The sequence below is a fragment of the Caulobacter sp. 1776 genome, assembly GCF_040545685.1.
Classification (GTDB): Bacteria; Pseudomonadota; Alphaproteobacteria; order Caulobacterales; family Caulobacteraceae; genus Caulobacter.
This window is the reverse complement of sequence record NZ_JBEPMI010000003.1, coordinates 529,567-552,074: the sequence shown is the minus strand read 5'-3', so window position 1 is coordinate 552,074 and position 22,508 is coordinate 529,567. Positions and strand designations below refer to the sequence as shown.

Genomic DNA, 22,508 nt, shown 5'->3' with positions numbered 1-22,508 from the left:
TGGTCCATGAACATCGTCATCGCCCTGGGCGTCCTGGTCACCCTGGCGACAGGCGTTCCGGTTCTCCTGCAGCTGCTGCGCGACCACCCTCGGGGGCTCCTGATCCTGTTCTTCGCCGAGATGTGGGAGCGCTTCTCCTATTACGGCATGCGCAGCATCCTGATCTTCTACCTGACCCAGCACTTCCTGTTCGATCCGAAGACGGCGGCGGCCCACTACGGCGCCTACATCTCGCTGGTCTATCTGCTGCCGCTGATCGGCGGCTTCGTGGCCGACCGCTACCTGGGCACGCGCAAGGCCGTGGTCTTCGGCGCTCTGCTGCTGATCGCCGGCCACATGACCATGGCCATCGAGGGCAAGCCGGCGACCCAGACCCTGACCTATGGCGGCCACACCTACGCCTTCGTCACCGAAGGGCGCGGCGAGGGCCGGGTCTCCAAGCTGGTGGTCGGCGACAAGCCCTACGCCGTCTCGGCGGCCAAGTCCGGCGACTTCGTGGTCGAGGGCCTCCCGGCCGGCGCGGCGATCCCGGCGGTGCTGCCCAAGGGCCAATACGCGCTGGACGTCGCCGGGCGCGACCCGGTTTATCTGAACGTCCTGTGGCTGGCCCTGTCGCTGATCATCGTTGGCGTCGGCTATCTGAAGCCCAACATCTCGACCATCGTCGGGCAGCTCTATCCGCGGGGCGATCCGCGCCGCGACCCGGGCTTCACCCTCTACTACTACGGCATCAACCTCGGCTCGTTCTGGGCCTCGCTGCTGTGCGGCCTGCTGGGCGTGACCGTGGGCTGGTGGGCGGGCTTTGGCCTGGCGGGCCTGGGCATGCTGGCCGGCTTCGTGGTGTTCATGCTGGGCAAGCCGCTGCTGCAGGGCAAGGCCGAGCCGCCCGATCCCGAACACCTGCGCCAACCGGTGCTGGGCGTGGTCAGCCGCGAGACCCTGATCTACGGCCTGTCGCTGCTGGGCGTGACCGCGACGTTCTTCCTGGTGCGGCGCACGGCGGCGGTCAGCGGCATCCTGGTCGCCGGCATGGTCGGCTCGCTGGGCTACGTGCTGTGGTTCATGTTCGCCCGCTGCGGCAAGGTCGAGCGCGAGCGCCTGGCCCTGGCCCTGTTCCTGATCTTCGGCGCGGTGATCTTCTGGACCCTGTTCGACCAGGCCGGCTCGTCGCTGAACCTCTACGCGGCCACCAACGTCCAGCTGGATCTCGTCGCCCAGCCCGTGCGGCTGCTGGGCGGCGCGGTGACCCTGGCCACGCCCGAGCAGCTGGCCGCCGCGGGCCTCGACCGACACGCCACCTTCTGGATCGACACCACCTTCAACGCCGCCCAGACCCAAGGCCTGGCCTCGGGCTGGCTGCTGATCTTCGCGCCGGTCTTCGCCTGGCTGTGGACCTGGCTGGGCGCGCGCGGCAAGGACCTGAACCCGGTGGTCAAGTTCGGCCTGGCCCTGCTGCAAGTCGGGGCGGGCTTCTTCGTGCTGCAACTGGGGGCGCCCCTGGCCGACGGCGCCTTCCGCACGCCGCTGATCTTCCTGCTCTTGATGTACCTGCTGCACACCACCGGCGAGCTCTGCCTGTCGCCGGTCGGCCTGTCGCAGATGACCAAGCTGTCGCCCGCCTCGCTGGTCTCGTTCGTCATGGCCGTCTGGTTCATGGCCGTGTCGATCGCCAACACCGTCGGCGGCTTCGTCGCCGGCCTGACGGCCACCGAAACCGTCGGCGGCCAGGTGCTGGATCCCGCCGCGGCCCTGGCCCGATCGCTGACCGTCTTCAACTGGATCGGCGGCGTCGCGATGGGGCTGGGCCTGCTCTTCCTGGCCCTGTCCCCCGTCCTCAAGCGCTGGTCGCATGGCTCGGACGAAACCCTGAACGCCGAGGACGCGGCGAACGCGGGGTAGCGCGCCCCCTCTCTCATAGAGAGAGGGAGGGGCCATGCGAAGCATGGGAGGGTGAGTGGGTACGCTCTCCCAGATCAGAGCTCTGATGAAGATTGGGCGATGGAAACCATCCCGGCTTCCGTGGCGAAACGATCGAGTGCTCACGGCCAGAGGTGAAACCACTCACCCTCCCACGCCTCCGGCGCGGGCCCCTCCCTCTCTCTAAGAGAGAGGGATTCCCAGCCCCAAAAAAGAAGCCGCCCGCGGGGGACGCGGGCGGCTTTACAGTTTCGGGGAAGAACGGGGACCGCGGCTGGCGATCCCCCCGTGACCTCGGACTAGAAGTCCATGGTCAGGCCCACGAACATCGTCCGACCCATGGGGTCGTAGACGCCGGGGTAGGTGTTGCCGTTGCCGAACGAGCTGAGCAGCCCGGCGGCGATCACCGGCGGATCCTTGTCGAACAGGTTGTTCATGCCCGCGCGCAGGGTCAGTTGCTCGCGCACCTTCCAGTTCGCCGCCAGGTCGATGTAGTTGTACGCCTTGATCTTGCGGTTGATCTCGACGTAGTCGCCCTGCAGGAACGGATTGCTGTCATTACTGGACAGGTCGGTCGCGCCGAAATAGCGCCAGTTGGCCGATAGCGAGGCGTTGACCCAGGGCAGGTTCCAGGTCACGCGCATCTGGTGACGCCAGGCCGGGTTGGGCTGGCCGCAGGTCGGGCCGAACAGGCCCTTGCAGTTGTACGAGCCCAGGCCCGGCAGCTGCTCGATCTTGCGGCTGTTGAGGTAGGTGCCGACGAAGCTGAAGTCGACCTCGCCGAGATCGCCTAGCGAAGACAGATCCCAGCGATAGTTGCCGGTCACGTCGATGCCCGAGGTCTGCAGGTAGCCCGTGTTCTGATTGGTCGCGACGATGTAGCCGCGATCGCCGAACAGCACGCCCGAGGTCGGGTCGCGGTGGAACAGGCCGCAGAAGTACGGATTGCTGGTCTGGACGCACTGGTTGATCACGGTCGGGGCGTCGACCGCGCCGATGTACTTGTCGACATAGATGTCGAAATAGTCGACCGACATCGAAAAGCCCGGCAGGAAGCGCGGCGTCAGCACGAACCCGGCGGTGCGGGTGTCGGCCACTTCCGGATTCAGTTTCGGATTGCCGCCGCCCTGGGTGACGCAGGTCTCGGCCGGGCAGTCCGGGATCTTGCCGTACTGGGCGGCGGTGACGCCGGTCAGGGCGCAGGCCGCGGCGCTGGCCTTGGGCGTCGGGCCCGAGCAGGGGTCGACGGCCGAGACGTTGCCCAGGCCCTGGGGCGCGAACAGCTCGCTGATGTTGGCCGCCCGCACCGCGCGGTTGTAGCTGGCGCGGAAGCGTACGTCCGAGGTCGGCGCGTACTGCAGCTCGACCTTGTAGGTCGAGACCCGCTTGTCGAGGTAGTTATAGTCCGAGGTCCGGTAGCCGGCGTTCACCGACAACGTCTTGATGAACGGGGCGTCCTGCACCAGCGGCAGGTCGAGCTCGCCATAGGCCTCGTTGACGCTGAAGGCGCCGTTGTTCTCCTTGGTCCCGCCGGCCTGGGCCAGGGCGTCGGCCTCGAACTTCAGCTCCTCGCGGCGATGCTCGACGCCGAAGGCCAGGGCCGCGCCGTCGGCCGCCCATGGGCTCTTGATCCCGTACTGGCCGAGGTCGCCATTGACGTTGGCGCTCAGCACCTTCTCGCGCTGAACGCCGTGGGTGTACGTCGGCGCGTAGAGGTATTTGTACGCGGCCGCGCTGAGGCCCTGGTACTTGAAGACGTCGATCGGCACGCAGTTGGGATCGGTCCCGTCGACCACCGACTTACAGGTCGCCACGCCGCCCACGTTGACCACCTGCAGCGCCTTCATCGCCTTGGCGTTGTCGACGTTGTTCTTGTAGCTCTCGTCCAGGATAACGGTGGAGAACAGGAAGCTGGCGTCATAGGTCCAGCCCGGCGCGATCTCGCCGCGCGAGCCCAGGTTCACGCGATAGTCGGTGTGGCGCAGGTCGTCGCGCCGCGGGCTACTGCCCGGACCGGTCAGGCGGTAGCCGATGAAGACGTCCTGGTTGACGCTGGTCCCGGCCGCCGGGCCGCACAGGGTCGCGCGTTGCGAGGCCGACATCAGCGGGTTGTCGCAGTTGATCTTGAACGTCGTGCCCTGGAACAGAGCCGACGGCGCCGCCTGCGAGAAGGTGTGATCGTCCATGAACATGACGCTGCCGTAGATCTCGGCGGCCTTGCTCACCTCGTAGTGCGCGAAGGCGCCGGCCGTGTAGCGGGCGTCCGAGCGCTGGATATAGTTGGTGGGCGCGTAGTTGTAGAGGAACGCGCTGGTGTACGGGACCCAGGTCTTGGCCCCATCCTTGGTGTTGTTCAGCGTCTGCCCCGCGTTCGGGCCGCTGAGCAGGGTGAACAGGCCGTACTCGTTGTTGCTGGAGCCGCCGCAGACCAGGGCGTTGTTGTTCGTCCCCGCCAGGTTCAGGCCGCAGGCCGAGTAGTCGCGGCTGTCCTGGGTGACCGGCTTCATCTCGCGATAGCCGACATAGAAGGTGACGTTGCCCTTGTCGTTCGGCGCGTTCATGCCGATGGCCAGGTTGACGTCGATCTTCTCGCCGTCGCGCACGTGCTTGTCGGGCAGCTTGTAATTGGCCTGCGAGATCAGCGACCGTGGATAGGCGTTGTCGTTGGTGTGCTGGGCGGTGCTGTACTGCGCATCGAAGCGCAGGCCGTTCAGGTTCTTCTTCAGGATGAAGTTGACCACGCCCGACACGGCGTCCGAGCCGTAGACCGCCGAAGCGCCGCCGGTGACCACGTCGACCCGGTCGACCAGCGCGCTGGGAATGAAGTTCACGTCGGCCGTCTCGGTCGGCAGCATGCGCTGACCATCGACCAGCACCAGCACGCGGCTGGAGCCCATGTTGCGCAGGTTCACCCGCGCCGTGCCGTCCGAGCCGTTCGAGCCGTTCTCGTTCGAGTCGGCGGTGAACTGCGGCAGGCGGTTCAGCACGCTGTCGATCGACGTCGCGCCCTGGAATTTCACTTCGTCGCTGCCCACGACGGTCATCGGGCTGGCCGAGACCAGGTTCGGCCGCTTGATGCGCGAGCCCGTCACCACCACCGCGTCCAGGGTCGCCGGCTCGTCGGCCTTGACCGCGTCCTGCGCGAAAGCGGCCGGGGCTCCGGCCATGAAGGACAGGACGGCGACGGACGCCGCTCCCGCCAAGAGATCTAATCGCACCTGCCTGTTGCCCATCGATGGCCCCTCCCAAGGCGCTGTCCACCAATGACAGCGACCAGCGGCAGGAGGCACGATTATACAATTTATGTCAAATATCTTATACGATATACCTCTAACATCATTCTTTCACCTCGACCCGAACCGAGGCTTTGCGGTCACGGAACAGCGTTTGCGCGGGAAACTGGGGCTAATGCCGCGCTGAGGCTCAATGTCCGCAAGGGCGGGTGGGAGACGTTGCGCAGATACGGATGCCGCGGAGAACTACGAGTGGCCGCTGGCCATTTGAGGCGCTGTGATTTTGTAACGCGTTCTCAAGTTCACCTCCCGAAGCTATAGAGCGGCCATGCGTCGAGCGATGACATGGTGGCGGAACCTGGGCGGCCTGATGGCCGCCTGCGTTCTGGCGCTGCTTGTCGTCGCACCCGCGGTCAGCATGGCGACCTGTCTCTGCGAAGCGGATGCATCTGTCGTCAGCGTCGAGACGGGCGTCGCCGCCGTCCAAACGATCCACAGTGACCAGCGGGGCCACCGCGCGCCCTGCGAGGCCGCGTGCTGCGTGAACGGCCACTGTCATCACGGCGGAGCCATGCTCGATACGGCCGTCCCGGAGGTTCCAGCCCTGGCCCCCGTCGCCCCCGAGCATGCGCTGGCGTCCGTTCAGTTCCTCGCCTCGCGCACCCTCTCGGGCCTGGACCGCCCGCCTCGCGCCTGACCGATCCGCGCGCCTTTCGCGCGCCGTCGCTCATCCATCGCGAGGAATCTTCATGTCATCGAACCGATGGCCGCCGCGCGCGGCCTTGGCCTGCGTCGTTTCCGGAGTGCTCTGCACGCAGGTTACGGCCCAGACCGCCCCGAGCTTTCAGACCCTGCTAAGACAGGCCCAGGTCTCCGCGCCGCGCCTGGCGCTGGGGGCCGCCGAGACGCGCGTGGCCGAGGGCCAGGCCGCGCAGGCCGCCACTCGGCCCAACCCGACCCTTGGCCTGATGGTCGAGAACGCCGCCGGGCACGGTTCCTACAAGGACTTCGACAGCGCCGAGACCACGCTGACGATCGAGCAGCCGCTGGAGTTGGGCGGCAAGCGCGCGGCGCGGACTTCGGCGGCCCAGGCGGATCTCGCCGCCGCCCAGGCGCGCGCCGCCTTGGGGCAGGTCGATTTCGCCCGTGACCTGGCGCTGGCCTACGCCAACGCCGAGGCCGCCCAGCAGCGCCTCGCCATCGCAAAGGACGGCGTCGACCTGGCCCAGGCCGACGCCAAGGCCGCCCGCCTGCTCGTGGACAACGGCAAGGAGGCCCAGGTGCGGGCCGTTCAGGCCGAGGCTGGATTGGCCACGGCCCGCGCGGACCTGGCCGCCGTTCAGGCCGAGGCCGAGGCGGGGTTGGCCCGTCTGAGCGCGCTGGCAGGTTCGTCCGAGACCTACGTCGCCGTCGCCGGCGGCCTCCTCGACGCCGCCCCCGCGCTGCCCCCGCCAGGGCCGACTTTCAGTCCCGCCATCGCGGCCGCCCGCGCCGAGCGTGACGCGGCCGAGCGTCGTATCGCCGTGGAGCGCGCCCGGCGTACACCCGACCTCGCCGTCAGCTTCGGTGTCCGCCAGTTCCAGAGCGACAACTCCACGGCGGCCGTCTTTGGCGTCTCGGTTCCCTTGCCGCTGTTCGACCGCAACCGAGGCTCGGTCGCCGCCGCCACGGCCAACGCCCAGGTGGCCCAGGCCCGGTTGGCCATGGCGCAGACTGAACAGGATGGCGACCGCCGCGCCGCGACCGCACAGGTCGCCGCCGCGGGCCAGACCTTGGAGGCCTCCCGGCAGGCGGAAAGCGCCGCGTCCGAGGCCTATCGCCTCGCCCGGATCGGCTACGACGCCGGCCGCCTGCCGCTGTCCGAACTGCTGGCCGCCCGCCGCGACCTCATCGCCGCGCGAAGCCGCGCCGTCGAAACCAAGCTGGCGCGCGTCAAGGCTGTCGCCGACCTCGCCCGCGCCCAGGGCGCCATTCCCTTCGGAGATCAGCCGTGATCGCTCGTCGTTCCATCATCGCCTCGGTGGTCGCCCTCATCGCCGCCGCTGGTCTCGGCTACGAGGCCGCCCAGTTCGTCGCAAATCGCTCGGCCGCTCCGGCCCATGAGGAGGAAGGCGGCGAGCATGAGGAACACGGCGCGGCCGACCTCGTGCCCTTGAGGCTGGCCGACGCGGCGGCGGCCGGCGTCTCCGTTGTCACGCCAGGACGCGGCGGCGGCGCGGACATCCTGTTGCCCGGACGGGTGACCCTGGCCGCCAACGCCCTGGCCGCCCTCGGCGCGCCGGTGTCGGGCACGGTGGAACGCGTTCACGTCTCGGTTGGCGCGAACATCGCCGCCGGATCGCCTATCGCCACCTTGCGGAGCGCCGACGCCGCCTCCGGCCGCGCTAACCTCGACGCGGCTGGAGCCGGGGTAAAAGCTGCCCAAGCCGCCGCCAACCGCGACCGCCGTCTTTTCGAAGCCGGCGTCGTTGCCCGTCAGGACTGGGAAGCTAGCCAGGCCGTCGCTGAAAAGGCGCAGGCCGACTACCGCGCCGCCCAGGCCCAGGTTCGCGCCATGGGCGGGCCGGGGGTCAACGGCGTCACGGTTCTACGCAGTCCCATCGCCGGGGTCGTGACGCGGATCGAGACCCAGGTGGGCAGCTTCGTGACCCAGGGCGCGCTCGTCGCCGAAATCGCCGACCAAAGCCGCGCCGAATACGTTTTTGACGCCCCCGCCGTCGCCGCTGTCTCCATCCGGCTTGGCCAGGTGATCCATGTGCAGACCCCGGACGGCCAGGAAGCGCCGGCCACCATCAACGCCGTGGCTCCGGGCGCGTCCGGCGGAAACACCGCCACCGTGCGGGCGACGCCAACGGGCAAGACCGCGCCGGTCGGGTCTGTCGTCTCGGCGCGCGTGATGACGGGGACCCGCGGAAGCGGCGTAGTCATCGTGCCCAGCGAGGCCGTCCAGACCGTCGAGGGCCGCCCGGTGGTGTTCGTGGTCGAGACGGCAGGCTTCCGCGCCAAGCCGGTGACCCCTGGGCGGGTCGCCGCCGGCTCTACCGAGATCTTGCGCGGCCTGATGGGAGCCGAACGCATCGCCGGAAAGGGCGCCTTCCTGCTCAAGGCCGAACTGGGCAAGGGCGAAGCGGGGCACGAGGACTGACCATGCTGGCTCGCCTGATCGACCTCTCCGTCCGCTTCCGCTGGATCGTCGCCCTGCTGGCCGTGGCCCTGCTCGCCTATGGCGGCGCTCAGTTGGCCGGCCTGCCCATCGACGCCGTCCCTGACATCACCAACCGCCAAGTGCAGATCAACACCATCGCTCCGGCCCTTGGGCCCGAGGAGGTCGAACGTCAGGTCACCTTCCCGGTCGAGACCGCCCTGGCGGGCATCCCTGGACTTGTAGAGACCCGGTCGCTCTCGCGGCATGGCTTCTCGCAGATCACCGCCGTCTTCACCGACGCCACCGATCTCTATTTCGCCCGCAATCTGATCAACGAACGGCTACAGGCGGCCCGCGCCACCCTGCCTGACGGCCTGGAGCCCAGCATGGGGCCGCCGGTCACAGGTCTAGGCGAGGTCTACATCTGGACCGTCGAGCTTTCGGGGCCGGCGGCGCGCCCTGGCGCGGTCTATGTCACCCCAGAGGGCGACCGTCTGACCACTGACATCGAAAAGGCGACCTACCTCCGCACAGTGCAGGACTGGATCGTCGCACCGCAACTGAAGACGCTGAAGGGTGTCGCCGGAGTCGATGTGCTCGGCGGCTACGTGAAGCAGTATGTGGTCCAGCCCGACCCGGCCAAACTGGCGGCCTTCGGGATCAGCTTGCCGCAGCTTATCAACGCCCTGGAGCACGCCAACCGTGTCGAGGGCGCGGGCTATGTCCAGCGTGGCGGCGAGGCCTACATCGTTCGCGCCGACGCTCGCGTGAAGACCCTTGGGGAACTGGCCGAGACCCCCGTGGGCCGGCGGGGCTCGGCGGTCGTTAGAGTCTCGGACGTTGCTACCGTCGTCGTCGGTCAGGCCCCGCGCCTCGGCTCGGCCAGCGAGAACGGCCGCGAGGTCGTCATCGGCACCGCCCTGATGCTGGCCGGCGAGAACAGCCGCACCGTCGCCGCGCGAGTGGGCGAGCGCCTGAAGGACATCCAGGCCAGCCTCCCGGCCGGGGTAGTGGTCAAGCCGGTCCTCGACCGCACCAACCTCGTCGACGCCACCATCCGCACGGTCGAGCATAATCTGGCCTTCGGCGCGCTGCTGGTCATCGCCGTGCTGTTCGTGGCCCTGGGCAACATCCGGGCGGCGATCATCACCGCCCTGGTCATCCCCCTGTCGTTCCTGTTCGCCGCCATCGCCATGCGGCGGTTCGGGATCAGCGGCAACCTGATGAGCCTGGGCGCGCTCGACTTCGGCCTGATCGTCGATGGCGCGGTGGTGGTGATCGAGAACACCCTGGGCCGCCTGGCGCTTCGCCGGGGCGAACTGGGGCGGTCTTTGAACGCCCGTGAGCGTATCGAGATCGCTGCGTCCTCGGCTCGCGAGATGGCGAGGCCCGCCGCTTTCGGCCAGGCCATCATCCTGATGGTCTATGCGCCTCTCCTGGCGTTTGAAGGCGTCGAGGGCAAGATGTTCGGTCCCATGGCGGCGACGGTGATGTTCGCTCTGGCCGGGGCGTTCCTGCTGTCCCTGACCTTCGTGCCCGCAATGGCCGCCCTGCTGATCGGCGAGCCCAAAGGGCACGGCGAGACCCGTATCATGACCGCCGCCCGAGCGCGGTTCGAGCCGATGTTGCGCCGCCTAGTCGCGCGACCCGTCGCCGTGGCGGCTGGCGCGGGATTGGCGTTGCTGATTGGCGCTGCCGCCTTCCTGAGCCTGGGCCGCGAGTTCATCCCGACGCTCGATGAGGGCGACCTGCTGGTTCAGGCCGCGCGCGTGCCGTCGATCTCGTTGGAGCAGAGCCAGGCCATGCAGTTCCGGGTCGAGAAGACCCTGGCGGCCATGCCCGAGGTCGCCTTGGTGTTCACCCGCACCGGCACCGCCGAGATCGCCTCGGACCCGATGCCGCCGAGCGCCTCGGACACCTTTGTCATCCTCAAGTCGCGCAAGGACTGGCCCAATCCGCGCCTGCCCAAGGCCGAACTGGTCGAGCGTATGGAGCGCGCGCTGGGCAAGCATCTGGGCAACGCTTACGAGTTCACCCAGCCGATCCAGATGCGGTTTAACGAGCTGATCGCGGGCGTGCGCTCGGACGTCGCCGTCAGCGTCTATGGCGACGACTTCGCGGTCATGGACCAGACCGCCCAGAAGATCGCCAAGGCCCTGCGCGGGGTGCGGGGCGCGGCCGACGTCAAGGTCGAACAGGTCTCGGGCCAGCCGACCATCACGGCCACGGTGGACCGCACGGCTGCCGCCGCGTTAGGCGTTCACGCCAGTGACGCCGCCGACGCCCTGGCCATCGGCCTTGGCGGGCGTGAGGCCGGGCACATCCTTGAGGGTGACCGTCGGTTCGACGTGGTTGTCCGCCTGGACGAGCAGCGACGGAACGATCCGGCCGTGATGGGTCAGCTTCCCGTTATGCCCGAGGGCGCCCCGCCGGGCACGGCCGCGATCCCGCTCTCGACCCTGGCGCGCTTTGACGCGACGGAAGGCCCCAACCAGATCAGTCGCGAGAACGGCAAGCGCAGGATTGTCATCCAAGCCAATGTTCGAGGCCGTGACCTGGGAAGCTTTGTCGCCGACGCCAGGGCCGCCGTGCGCCAGGATGTCCCGCTTCCCGCCGGCTCGTGGCTGGACTGGGGCGGCCAGTTCGAGAACTTGGAGAGGGCCTCGGCGCGCCTGGCGGTCATCGTGCCGGTCGTCTTCCTGCTGATCGCCATCCTGCTCTATTTCGCCCTCGGCTCGGCGGCGGAGGCGGCCCTGGTCTTCGCCTGCGTGCCCCTGGCCTTGGTCGGTGGGACGGTGGCCCTGGCGCTGCGCGGCATACCGTTCTCGATCTCGGCCGCCGTCGGCTTCATCGCCGTGTCGGGTGTGGCGACGTTGAACGGCCTGGTGCTGATGCAGAGTATCAAGCAGCACCTGACCGCAGGGCTTGAACCCGTCGAGGCGGTGGTCACCGGCGCCGCCAGCCGCCTTCGAGCCGTCCTGACCACCGCTCTCGTCGCCATGCTCGGCTTCCTGCCGATGGCGGTCGCCATCGGTTCTGGCGCGGAGGTGCAGAAGCCGCTGGCCACCGTCGTCATCGGAGGCCTGCTGACGTCCACGTCGCTGACGCTGCTGGCCCTCCCGGTCTTCGCGGCCTGGCTGGCAAGAAAAGGCTGGATGCGCAAATGAGGGGCGGTTCGGTGGCCCGGGACCAAGCTCTCCGCCTCGAGAGAGGAGCGGATCCTCGCCATTGTAACGCTGCGGGCGCGCGGCCCGGGCCTTCTCGCGCGCCTGCGCCAGCGAGACGGGCGTCAGCGGACCAAGGGCCACCTGACGTTCGCGGCCCGCCACGCGGACGCCTATGGACAGGTCTGGATTGGGGCGGTGGCGGTGAGAGAGGGATTCGAACCCTCGATAGAGTTTCCCCTATACACGCGTTCCAGGCGTGCGCCTTCAACCACTCGGCCACCTCACCAGCGCACTCGAGTCGGGGGTGGTTGAGACCCCCGGCGCGGGAAGGCGCGCAATATACTCAGGGACCGGCCGGTAGCAAGCGCGTTACGGGATGAAACCGACAGCGTCAGCGCTTATATCGGTGATCACGAAATTCCCGCGTCCGAAAGGCCCGCCATGCTGTCGTTCAAGAAGTCCCTCGAGATGCCCACCGCCGACACGGCCCTGCCCGGCCGGGCGCAGGCGATCCCGACCGCGACCACCCACTTCGTCAATGGCCATGCGCTGAAGGGTCCGTATCCGGACGGCCTGGAGACGGCGGTGTTCGCCATGGGCTGCTTCTGGGGCGTCGAGCGCATCTTCTGGCAGGTCCCGGGCGTGTACGTGACCGCCGCCGGCTATGCGGCCGGGATCACGCCCAACCCGACCTACGAGGAGGTCTGCAGCGGCCGCACGGGCCACACCGAAGTGGTGCTGGTGGTGTTCGACCCGAAGGTCGTGACCTACGAGACCCTGCTGAAGACCTTCTGGGAGAACCACGATCCGACCCAGGGCATGCGCCAGGGCGGCGACATCGGCACCCAGTACCGCTCGGGGATCTATGTCACCAACGACGCCCAGGCCGCCGCGGCCGTGGAGTCGAAGGAAGCCTATCAGCAGGCCCTCTCGGCCAAGGGCCTGGGCGACATCACCACTGAAATCGCCGCCGCCGGCCCGTTCTATTTCGCCGAGGATTATCACCAGCAGTACCTGGCCAAGAACCCGAACGGCTATTGCGGCATCGGCGGCACCGGCGTCGTCTGCCCGATCGGCCTGGGCGTCGGCGCGGGCGCCGAGGCCTGATGACGCCGGAGGCTTTCGACAAGGCGTGCCTGGCCTTGCCGGGCGCGACCCTCTCCATCCAGTGGGGCGACGACCACGTGTTCAAGGTCGGCGGCAAGATGTTCGCCGTTCGGGGCAACGCCGTCCCCAAGGGTGGGGTCTCGTTCAAGGCCTCGGATGTCGCGTTCGAGGTCCTGACCGAGAGCGGCCGGGCCATACCGGCCCCCTACCTCGCCCGCGCCAAGTGGGTGCGCTTCGACGACCTCGCCGCGCTGGACGCGGCCGAGGTCACAGGCTGGCTGAAGAGCGCCCACGGCCTGATCGCCGCCAAGCTGACCAAGAAGGCCCGGGCCGAGCTGGGACTATAGACACTGTCATCCCGGCCAAGCGCGCAGCGCGCCGAGCCGGGACCGCCGGAAGCGCCGCGCCCGTGGCGGTCCCGGCTCTCCGCTTCGCTACGTCCGGGATGACACGGTGAAATATGGCGTCCAGATCTTAGCCCTTCGCTAGCCCCCGCAAGGCCGTGGTCTCGATCGCCTCCAGCAGCCGCTCGTTGGTCAGGCCCGGGGTGGTCGGGGTCCATTTGGTCAGCCAGATCAGCATGCCGACCAACAGCTGCACGACCAGGGATGGTTCGCAGGTCGCGATCGTGCCGTCGGCCATGCCCTCTTCCAGGAACCGCTCCAGGCGCTTGCTGAGGCGCGCGGTCCAGTCCTCGATCGCCTTGCGCTGGGTGTCGTCGAGATAGGAGCGGTCGCCGAAATAGAGCTGCGGCCCGTTGGTCACCGCGTCGTCGAGCAACGCTTTCAGGAAGCGCCGCAGCTTGCAGAGGCCCGTGCCGCCGTCGATCTCGACCAGGGTCAGGATGACCTCGAACCGCTCCAGCGAGCGCTGATGGCCGGCGAAGGCCAGGGCCTGCTTGTTGGGAAAATAGTAGTAGAGCGCCGCATCGCGCAGATCGATCGCCGCGGCGATGTCGGTCATGGTCGCGGCCGCGAACCCCTTGGCGTTGATGGTCTTGATGGCCGCGCGCAGGATCGCCTCGCGCTTCTTCACCGACTTCTGGCTCTGCGCCATCGGCCTGGCGTCATCCGCCAAGGCCATGGGCGCCAGGACCAGGGATTCCCCCTTGGACAACCGCTCTCTCCTCCGGGCGCGCTCGTTTCTGTCGCCGAGCAAACACCGATTTTCCAGGCTCGTCCCGAACGGCGGCTGGTTCAATCTGAAAAATTCTAACTTGCGCTAGAATATCGAGATCATATTAAAATCCCACCAGTCGCGCTCGGGATGCAAGACCGAGCGCGCTGGGGCGAAAACATGACGCAAAGCGTCCTCATCCACGGCTCGGCCCTCCCGACCGCCTCGCGCGGTTCGGCCGGCCGGCCCGGATCGCCCTTCCCCAACGTCAACACGTCCGCTCTTCCCCAAAAGAAACCCGCGATTGCTCGAGGCGGGATGGGAAGAAACGCGGACGATAATAAAGAAAAACAGGGAGTTAGTTATGAGAAACGTCCACATGCTGGGGGTGTCGGCCCTAGCGCTCGTCCTGGCCTCACCGGCCTTCGCCCAACAATCCGCCCCCGATAACACCGCCCTCGAAGAAATCGTCGTCACCGCCACCAAGCGCGAACAGACCCTGCAGGACGTGCCGATCTCGGTCGCCGTCACGGGTCAGCAGACGATCGAGCGCGCCCAGGTCCGCGACCTGATCGACCTGCAGTCGGTCGTGCCGTCGCTGAAGGTTTCGCAGTTCAACGCCACCGGCCAGACCAACTTCGTCATCCGCGGCTTCGGCAACGGCAACGGCAACGACGGCATCGAAAGCTCGGTCGGCGTGTTCATCGACGGCGTCTATCGCAGCCGCTCCGCCGCGGCGCTGGACGACCTTCCGGAAGTCGAACGCATCGAAGTGCTGCGTGGTCCGCAATCGACCCTGTTCGGCAAGAACGTGTCGGCCGGCGCGATCAGCATCGTCACCAAGCGTCCGCAGTTCGAAGCCGGCGGCAAACTGGAAGCCACGGTCGGCAACTACAACACCCGTCAGGTCAAGGGCACCTTCACCGGTCCGCTCAGCGACACCGTGGCGGTGCGCCTGTCGGGCAGCCTGAACAAGCGCGACGGCTTCTTCACCAACCTGACCACCGGCAACGACGTCAACGACCGCGATCGCTGGTCGGTGCGCGGCGACGTGCTGTGGGAGCCGACCGACAAGACCTCGATCCGGATCATCGCCGACTACAACAAGATTTCCGAGACCTGCTGCGCCGTCTCCTCGATCTTCAACGGCCCGGCCACCCTGGCCATCGGCGGCGTGCTGAAGAAGCCGATCAGCGACCCGACCAAGATCTTCGACCGCAACGTCATCTTCAACACCGACCCGTCGAACGACCTGTCGGGCAAGGGCGTTTCGGGCCAGATCGATCATGACCTGGGCTTCGCCAAGCTGACCGCGATCACGGCCTATCGGAACCAGAAGAACGCCTCGTTCCAGGACGTGGACTTCACCGGCGCCGACATCGCCAACAACGCGACGTCCAACAACATCAAGACCTTCACCCAGGAAATCCGCCTGGCGTCGAGCGGCGACGGTCCGGTCAGCTGGCTGGCCGGCGCCTTCTATCAGAACGAAAAGCTCGATACCGGCCGGACCATCAAGTACGGGCCGGACATCCGCGCCTTCGCCGAGACCCTGTCGGGCCCCGTCCCCGCCACGCTGCTGGGCGCCCTGCCCGCCACGCTGCGTCCGGCCCTGACCGGCAAGTCGAACCTGTACGCGCTCGAGTTCCTGCAGAGCCTGGCGACGCCGACCTTGGTGAAACCCGGCTCGACCTACTTCCAGGCCGGCCAGGGCATCGACGACTACTACAAGATGAAGCAGACGTCGTATTCGCTGTTCGGCCAGGTCGACTACAAGGTCACCGACAAGCTGACCCTGACCGGCGGCCTCGCCTACCTGAATGACGACAAGAAGGCCCGCTCGAACGTTGTCCTGACCGACCCGTTCTCGTCGCTGAACCTGGCGGCCGTGCCGCAGTTCCCGGCCCTGGGCCTGCCGGGCAACCTCTATCAGGCGCTGGGCGGCCTGCAGTTCTTCTACGGCAACGCCCCGACCCACGGCCCGGTCAACTTCCCGAACGCCACGGAGTCGGGCCAGCTGAAGGGGAACAAGGTCACCTACGCCGTCCGCGCGGCCTACGACTTCGGCGCGATCAACGCCTATGTCAGCTACTCCACGGGCTGGAAGGCCGGCGCCTACAACCTGTCGTCGGACAGCCGTCCGCCGAACGCCAACGGCGTGGGCCGCACCGCCAATCCGGAAGACGTCAGCGTCTACGAAGCCGGCCTGAAGGCCGCCTTCCCGGGCGGCTACGCCAACGTCGCGGTGTTCAAGCAGTCGATCAAGGGCTTCCAGTCGAACGCCTATACGGGCCTCGGCTACAGCCTGGTCAACGCCGGCGAGGAGTCGGTGAAGGGCTTCGAAGTCGACAGCGCCTGGCGTCCGGTCGCCTGGCTGAACCTGACGGCCGCCGTCACCTATCTCGATCCCAAGTACGACAGCTTCACCGGCGCGGCCTGCGTGAACTACGACACCACCCGCTGCCCGGTGAACCCGGCCACGGGCCTGCGTCCGAACTTCCGCGACCTGACCGGCGATACGCCGGCCGGCATCCCGAAGTGGTCGTTCTCGACCTCGGCGACGATCAACCACGACCTGGGCGGCGACTATCAGGGCTACGCCCGGGTGGAATACGACCACGTCAGCAAGGTCCAGCTGACCGAGACAGTGTCCCCGGCCTTGGCCAGCTATGACCAGAACGTCGTCAACGCCAGCCTCGGCGTGACCAACACGGCCCACCAGATCGAGGTGTCGCTGTGGGCGCGCAACTTGACCAAGGACGAGAGCCTGATCTCGGCCTTCCCGACGGTCGCCCAGGACGGCAGCTACAGCGGCTATCCGAACGCCCCGCGCACGTATGGCGTGACGGTCCGCAAGAGCTTCTAAGGCTCTCGACAAGACCCCACCTACGGCGGCCCGATCCCAGCGGTCGGGCCGCCTTTTCTTTGCCTCCTATCCTTAAGACCAAGTGGTATGACCAATTTGGTTGCACCCTGACCACCCGCCGTGCTTCAACCTCTGCGCACAAGGCCGAATGGCTGCTGGAGGACGCGATGGGAACGGGATTGAAGGCTCTGCTGGGGGCGCTCGGCGCCCTGACCCTGATGGCGCCGGCGGCGCACGCCACCTCGCCGACCCTGACCCGGGCCGACAACCGCGACGGCCAGGACCTATCCGGGACCTGGCATTATTCGGTCGACCCTTATCGCGACGGTCTGGCCGGCTTCCACCGCGGCGCGCCGGGCGCGGGTCATCGCCGCTATGACGATGTCGATGTCGACGCCCTGGCCAAGGCCAAGCCGACCATCCTCTACGAATACGACATGGACCGCAGCCCCACGGCGACCCTGCCCGCCGGCTGGATCGGCCATGATCCCAGCCTGCGCTACTACCAAGGCCTGATGTGGTACGAGCGCCGCTTCGACGCCCCGGCCCTGAAGCCCGGCCAGCGCGCCTTCCTGCGCTTCGAGGCGGTCAACTACACCGCCAAGGTCTATCTGAACGGCAAGGCGGTGGGCGAGCACGAGGGCGGCTTCACGCCGTTCTCGATGGAGGTCACCGAGACCTTACGCGCCAGCAACAACCAGGTCACGGTTGGCGTCGACTCCACGCCTCAGGCCGATGGCGTGCCGCCGCCGGTCACCGACTGGGAGAACTATGGCGGGATCACCCGCCCGATGCGCCTGGTGATCACGCCCGGCACCTTCATCGACGAGGCCTGGGTGCGCCTCTCCAAGGACGGCAGGATCGCCGCGACCGTGAAGCTGGACGGCGCCCAGGCCGCCAACCAGGAGGTCCACGTCCGCGTCGCCGAGTTGGGGCTCGACGTCACCGGCAAGACCGATGCGCAAGGGATACTGACCGCTTCGGCGCCCGCGCCCAAGGGCCTGGTTCGCTGGTCGCCCGAGAAGCCGAAGCTGTACGACGTCGTCGTGCAGACGGGCGAGGACAGGCTGACCGACCGGGTCGGCTTCCGCACCATCGAGACCAAGGGCAGCGAAATCCTGCTGAACGGCAAGCCGATCTTCCTGCGCGGCATCTCGATCCACGAGGAGGAGTTCGGCGAGACCCCCGCCCGCACCATCACCGAGGCCGGGGCCCGCGCCCTGCTGTCCGAGGTCAAGGACGGCCTGCACGGCAACTTCGTGCGCCTGGCCCACTATCCGCACAGCGAGATCACCACCCGCGTCGCCGACGAGATGGGCCTGCTGGTCTGGAGCGAGATCCCCGTCTACTGGCTGGTCGACTTCGCCAATCCACGCACGATGAAGCTGGCGCGCGACATGCTGGCCGACAACATCCGCCGCGACCGCAACCGCGCCTCGATCATCATGTGGAGCGTGGCCAACGAGACGCCGATCACCGACGCCCGCAACACCTTCCTCTACCGGCTGGTCGACGACGTCAGGGCGTTGGACGACAGCCGCCTGGTCACCGCCGCCCTGCTGACCGACCGCAAGACCGTGGACGGCAAGCCCGTCATGGGCCTGAACGACCCGCTGGCCGACAAGCTGGATGTGCTGTCGGCCAACACCTACAACGGCTGGTACAGCGACGACGCTCTGGACGCCCTGCCCGACATCGCCTGGAAGACCACCGACAAGCCGATGGTGTTCTCCGAGTTCGGCGCCGACGCCCTCTCCGGTTTCAGCGACCCTGTGCTGATGCGCAAGTTCTCCGAGGACTATCAGAAGGCCTACTACGAGAAGACCCTGGCCATGGCCCGCAAGATCCCGACCTTGCGCGGCATGTCGCCCTGGATCCTCAAGGACTTCCGCAGCCCCCGCCGCCAGCACCCGATCTATCAGCAAGGCTGGAACCGCAAGGGCCTGGTCTCGCCGACCGGCCGCCGCAAGCCGGCGTTCTGGGTGCTGCAGGGCTTCTACAAGGACAAGGAAGCCGGCAAGTAGCGCCGCCTTCCCGGGCCGCTCTCTACGACCAAAGTCGCGGGGGGCGGGCGCGGCTTTCGGATAGCGCTCCCATCGGGGGGGCGTTATCCCGAAGGCCGGCATTCGCCGAAAGAAACCAACAGGCGGGGACGGCATGACGACGCGGCGGGACGTGATGGCGGGCGGCTTCGCCCTGGCGGCCACCCTGCTGACGCCCCGTCCCGGACACGCCGCGCCGCCGACCGCCAGCCATACCCAGCGGGTCAAGGCCCTGCTGGCCCGCATGACCCTGGACGAGAAGATCGGCCAGATGCACCAGCCGGCCGGCGGCCGGCAGAAGGCGCTGAACTCCAAGATCGACGCGGCCGCTCTCGATCTGGTCCGCAAGGGCGGCGTCGGCAGCTACTTGCACGTGGCCGGGGCCCAGTTCCTGCGCGACCTGCAGAAGGTGGCCGTCGAGGAGTCGCGGCTGAAGATTCCGCTGCTGTTCGCCATCGACGTGGTGCACGGCTTCCGCACCCTCTATCCCGTGCCGCTGGCCATGGCGGCGACCTTCGATCCCGAGGCCTACCGCGCCTGCGCCCGCATGGCGGCGGTCGAGACCAGCGTCAGCGGCCTGCACTGGACCTTCGCCCCGATGGTCGACGTCGCCCGTGACCCGCGCTGGGGCCGGGTGGTCGAGGGCGCGGGCGAGGATCCCTATCTGGGCTCGGCCATGGCCGTGGCCCAGACGGAAGGCTTCCAGACCAAGGATCTCGCCGGGCGGGACACGGTGCTGGCCTGCGTCAAGCACTTCGGGGCCTATGGCGCGGTGGCCGGCGGGCGCGATTATGACAGCGCCGACCTCTCGGAGCGGACCCTGAACGAGGTGGTCATGCCGCCGTTCCAGGCCGGCAAGGCGGCCGGCGCGGGTTCGTTCATGACCGCCTTCAACGACATCGGCGGCGTGCCGACCACCGCCAACGCCGCCCTGGTGCGCGGCCAGCTGCGCGAAAAGTGGGGTTTCGACGGCATCGTCGTCAGCGACTGGAACGCCATCGCCGAGCTGGTGTCGCACGGCGTCGCCGAGACTCCCGCCCAGGCCGCCGCGCTCGCCCTGAAGGCCGGCGTCGACATGGACATGGCCGGCGGCGTCTACGCGACGCACCTGAAGGCGGCCGTGGCCGAGGATCCGTCCCTGCTGCCGCTGATCGACCAGGCCGTGGGGCACATCCTGCTGACCAAGGCGCGGCTGGGCCTGTTCGACGATCCCTACCGCTTCGGCGACGTGGCGCGCGAGAAGACCGTGATGGTCAGCGCCCCGCATCGCGCCATCGCCCGCGACGCGGCCCGCAAGGCGGTCGTGCTGCTGAAGAACGACGGCGCGCTGCTGCCGCTGGCCAGATCCGCCAAGGTCGCCGTGGTCGGGGCCCTGGCCGACGACGCCCGCAGCGCCATCGGCTCGTGGAAGGCGCGCGGCGAGGAGACCGACGCGGTCACCCTGCTGGCCGCCCTGAAGGCCCGCCTGCCGGGCGTGGCCTACGCCCCGGGCGCGACGACGCGGAGCGACGACCTGTCGGGCGTCTCGGCGGCGGTCGAGGCGGCCAAGGCGGCGGATGTGGTCCTGCTGGTGGTCGGCGAGGATTTCGACCACAGCGCCGAGTCGCGCAGCCGCGCCGACCTCTCCTTGCCCGGCGGCCAGAAGGCCCTCGCCGACGCCGTGCTGGCGACCGGCAAGCCGGTGGTGCTGATCGTGACGGGCGGCCGCCCCCTGGCCATTCCCGACCTGCTGGCCAAGGCCCCGGCTTCGCTGATGACCTGGCTGCTGGGCGTCGAGAGCGGCCCGGCCCTGGCCGACATCCTGCTGGGCGAGGTCTCGCCCGCCGGCCGCCTGCCGATGGGGCTTCCTCGCGCCGCCGGCGGCCTGCCCGAGACCTACGCCCACTATCCGACCGGCCGCCCGGCCAACCCGGACCTGGCTCAGGACACCGCCCGCTATCACGACCTGGACATTGGCGCGGTCTACCCGTTCGGCCACGGCCTCTCCTACGCGGCCTTCGCCTATTCGGACCTGACCCTGGACAAGGCCGCGATCGGCCCGGACGGCGCGGTCTCGGCCACGGTCGCCATCACCAACGCCGGCAAGGTCACGGCCGACGAGGTCGTGCAGCTCTACATGCGCGATCCCGTCGCCGCCGTCGCCCGGCCGGTCAGGGAACTGCGCGGCTTCCAGCGCCTGACCCTGAAGCCCGGCGAGACCCGGCGCGTCACCTTCAAGCTGTCCGCCCGCCAGTGCGCGTTCTGGGACGCCGGCCGCTGGCGGATCCAGAAGGGCAAGATCGAGCTGATGGTCGGCGCCTCGTCCGACGACATCCGCGCCCGCGCCGCCTTCGCCATCACCGCCGACGGCTGGAGCGATACGCCCGCCGCCGCCCTCCTGACCCCCGTGAGCGTCGCATGAGCCTGGAAGTCTCCACCGTTCGCCGGGTGACGGCGCGGCTGATGCCGCTGTTCTGCCTGATGTACCTGATCGCCTATATCGATCGGCAGAACGTCTCCTACGCCAAGCTGGAGATGGTCCAGGCCCTGGGCCTCAGCGAGGCGGCCTACGGCCTGGGCGCCAGCCTGTTCTTCATCGGCTACTTCCTGTTCGAGGCGCCGTCGAACCTGATCCTGGCCAAGGTCGGCGCGCGCGTGTGGTTCGCGCGGATCATGTTCACCTGGGGCCTGGTCACCTTGGCGCTGGGCTTCACCCAGAACGCCACGATGTTCTACATCCTGCGCTTCCTGCTGGGCGTGACCGAGGCGGGGTTCTTCCCCGGCGTGCTGTACGTGCTGACCCTGTGGTTCCCGCAAGGCCACCGGGCCCGGATGGTCGGCCTGTTCATGGTCGCCTCCGCGCTCGCCAACGCCGTCGGCGCCATGGTCGGAGGCGCGCTGCTGGACCTGCACGGCCTGCTCGGCCTGGCCGGCTGGCAGTGGGTGTTCCTGGCCACCGGCGTTCCGGCCGTGCTGATGACGCCCTACGTCCTCTGGAAGCTGCCCAACGGCCCGGAGCACGCGCCCTGGCTCGAGCCCGACCAGAAGGCATGGCTGGCCCAGACCCTAGCCGCGGAGCATGGCGGGGCCGAGATCAGCCACGCCGGAGCCTGGAAGGCCATCCTGGACCCGCGCGTGCTGATGCTGGCGGTCCTCTATATCGGCATGCCGCTAGGGGCCTATGGCCTGAGCTACTGGCTGCCGACCATCGTCAAGGCGTTCGGGGTGAGCAACACCCTGAACGGCCTGATCAACATCATCCCGTGGATCCTGGTCGGGGCCGCCCTGTGGTTCGTGCCGCGCCACGCCGCCCGGCGCGGCTTCACCGTCTGGCACGTGGCCGGCCCGCCGCTGATCGCCGCCGTCGCCCTGGTGCTGAGCGTCGTCGTGCCCGGGACTTGGGCCAAATTCGCCCTGCTGTGCGTCGCCGCCCCGGCCATCTTCGCCGGCCAACCCGGCTTCTGGAGCCTGCCGCCGACCTTCCTGTCCGGGGCCCGCGCGGCGGCCGGCATCGCGGCGATCAACGCGGTCGGCAATCTAGGCGGCTTCATCGCCCAGAACGTCGTGCCGATGATCCGCGACGCCACCGGCAGCAACCTGACGCCGATGCTGTTCCTGGCGGCCTGCCTGACCTTGACCGGCTGCCTGGTCTTCGTCGCGTTCAGGGTGCTCAAGGTCGGCGGCCCGCCCCGCGAAATCGCCTAAAACCTAGGCAGGACAAGGGATCTGCGCCGGTTTGTCGCAGAGGTGCGACAACCGGGAGTGTTGCCACGACCACCAGACTCGTCGATGTCTCTTGCACTCGGCGCACCCCACCGCGTCCGACACCTTTTTTTGTAGTAGCCGGCTGGCCAGGCCCCAAGGGCAGGACCAGCCGGTTTTATTTCCGGCCACGCGGTCTTTCTCGGGATGTGGCCCAATCGGAATGGAAACCCA

13 protein-coding genes and 1 tRNA gene are annotated in these 22,508 nt (G+C 68.3%); 11 read left to right on the top strand and 3 right to left on the bottom strand.

The features are described 5' to 3' along the window. Positions 1–6 precede the first annotated feature (6 nt). Positions 7–1,899 (top strand): peptide MFS transporter, encoded by a 1,893-nt coding sequence (locus tag ABIC66_RS11150; RefSeq protein ID WP_354070238.1) that lies wholly within the window; start codon positions 7–9, stop codon positions 1,897–1,899. Positions 1,900–2,216: 317 nt separating this feature from the next. On the opposite strand, the gene ABIC66_RS11145 is transcribed toward ABIC66_RS11150, so the two are convergent. Beyond that, complete coding sequence (locus ABIC66_RS11145) at positions 2,217–5,150, bottom strand: TonB-dependent receptor domain-containing protein (protein WP_354070236.1); 2,934 nt, start codon at positions 5,148–5,150, stop codon at positions 2,217–2,219. A 328-nt stretch (positions 5,151–5,478) separates the two neighbouring features. Between ABIC66_RS11145 and ABIC66_RS11140 the strand changes: the two genes are divergently transcribed. Genes ABIC66_RS11140 through ABIC66_RS11125 form a run of 4 tightly spaced genes read left to right on the top strand, consistent with a single transcriptional unit; the run spans position 5,479 to position 11,462 of the window. Then, the gene (locus tag ABIC66_RS11140) at positions 5,479–5,847 is read left to right on the top strand and encodes a hypothetical protein (protein WP_354070234.1); all 369 of its coding nucleotides are present in this window, start codon (positions 5,479–5,481) and stop codon (positions 5,845–5,847) included. 52 nt (positions 5,848–5,899) lie between these two features. Continuing rightward, positions 5,900–7,144, top strand: coding sequence for a TolC family protein (locus ABIC66_RS11135; protein ID WP_354070232.1), 1,245 nt, complete (start codon positions 5,900–5,902; stop codon positions 7,142–7,144). Further along, positions 7,141–8,295 (top strand): efflux RND transporter periplasmic adaptor subunit, encoded by a 1,155-nt coding sequence (locus tag ABIC66_RS11130; RefSeq protein WP_354070230.1) that lies wholly within the window; start codon positions 7,141–7,143, stop codon positions 8,293–8,295. Before ABIC66_RS11135 ends, ABIC66_RS11130 begins: the two co-directional genes overlap by 4 nt. A 2-nt stretch (positions 8,296–8,297) precedes the next feature. Beyond that, positions 8,298–11,462 carry an efflux RND transporter permease subunit gene (locus ABIC66_RS11125; protein WP_354070228.1) on the top strand — a complete coding sequence of 1,055 codons (3,165 nt, stop codon included), beginning with the start codon at positions 8,298–8,300 and terminating at the stop codon, positions 11,460–11,462. A 196-nt stretch (positions 11,463–11,658) separates the two neighbouring features. Here ABIC66_RS11125 and ABIC66_RS11115 read toward each other — a convergent pair. After that, positions 11,659–11,748: transfer RNA gene (locus ABIC66_RS11115), tRNA-Ser, on the bottom strand. Positions 11,749–11,903: 155 nt separating this feature from the next. Here ABIC66_RS11115 and msrA point away from each other — a divergent pair. Beyond that, a complete protein-coding gene (gene msrA / locus ABIC66_RS11110) occupies positions 11,904–12,569 on the top strand; it encodes a peptide-methionine (S)-S-oxide reductase MsrA (RefSeq protein WP_354070226.1) in 666 nt (221 codons plus the stop codon). Beyond that, the gene (locus tag ABIC66_RS11105) at positions 12,569–12,916 is read left to right on the top strand and encodes an MmcQ/YjbR family DNA-binding protein (RefSeq protein WP_354070224.1); all 348 of its coding nucleotides are present in this window, start codon (positions 12,569–12,571) and stop codon (positions 12,914–12,916) included. The genes msrA and ABIC66_RS11105 overlap by 1 nt, the downstream gene beginning before the upstream one ends. Positions 12,917–13,043: 127 nt before the next feature. On the opposite strand, the gene ABIC66_RS11100 is transcribed toward ABIC66_RS11105, so the two are convergent. After that, complete coding sequence (locus ABIC66_RS11100; RefSeq protein WP_354070329.1) at positions 13,044–13,652, bottom strand: TetR/AcrR family transcriptional regulator; 609 nt, start codon at positions 13,650–13,652, stop codon at positions 13,044–13,046. A gap of 397 nt (positions 13,653–14,049) precedes the next feature. On the opposite strand from ABIC66_RS11100, the gene ABIC66_RS11095 reads away from it, so the two are divergent. The 4 genes from ABIC66_RS11095 to ABIC66_RS11080 all read left to right on the top strand — a co-directional run bounded on the left by ABIC66_RS11095 (position 14,050) and on the right by ABIC66_RS11080 (position 22,277). After that, entirely contained in the window at positions 14,050–16,551 is a 2,502-nt protein-coding gene (locus ABIC66_RS11095; RefSeq protein ID WP_354070222.1) for a TonB-dependent receptor, read from the top strand. Between the two features lie 167 nt (positions 16,552–16,718). Beyond that, positions 16,719–18,575: a glycoside hydrolase family 2 protein gene (locus tag ABIC66_RS11090; RefSeq protein ID WP_354070220.1), complete on the top strand. Its 1,857-nt coding sequence runs from the start codon at positions 16,719–16,721 to the stop codon at positions 18,573–18,575. A 133-nt stretch (positions 18,576–18,708) separates the two neighbouring features. Beyond that, on the top strand, positions 18,709–20,994 hold the full coding sequence (locus ABIC66_RS11085; protein ID WP_354070218.1) for a glycoside hydrolase family 3 N-terminal domain-containing protein: 2,286 nt from the start codon (positions 18,709–18,711) through the stop codon (positions 20,992–20,994). Further along, positions 20,991–22,277: an MFS transporter gene (locus ABIC66_RS11080; protein WP_354070216.1), complete on the top strand. Its 1,287-nt coding sequence runs from the start codon at positions 20,991–20,993 to the stop codon at positions 22,275–22,277. Before ABIC66_RS11085 ends, ABIC66_RS11080 begins: the two co-directional genes overlap by 4 nt. Positions 22,278–22,508: the final 231 nt, after the last annotated feature.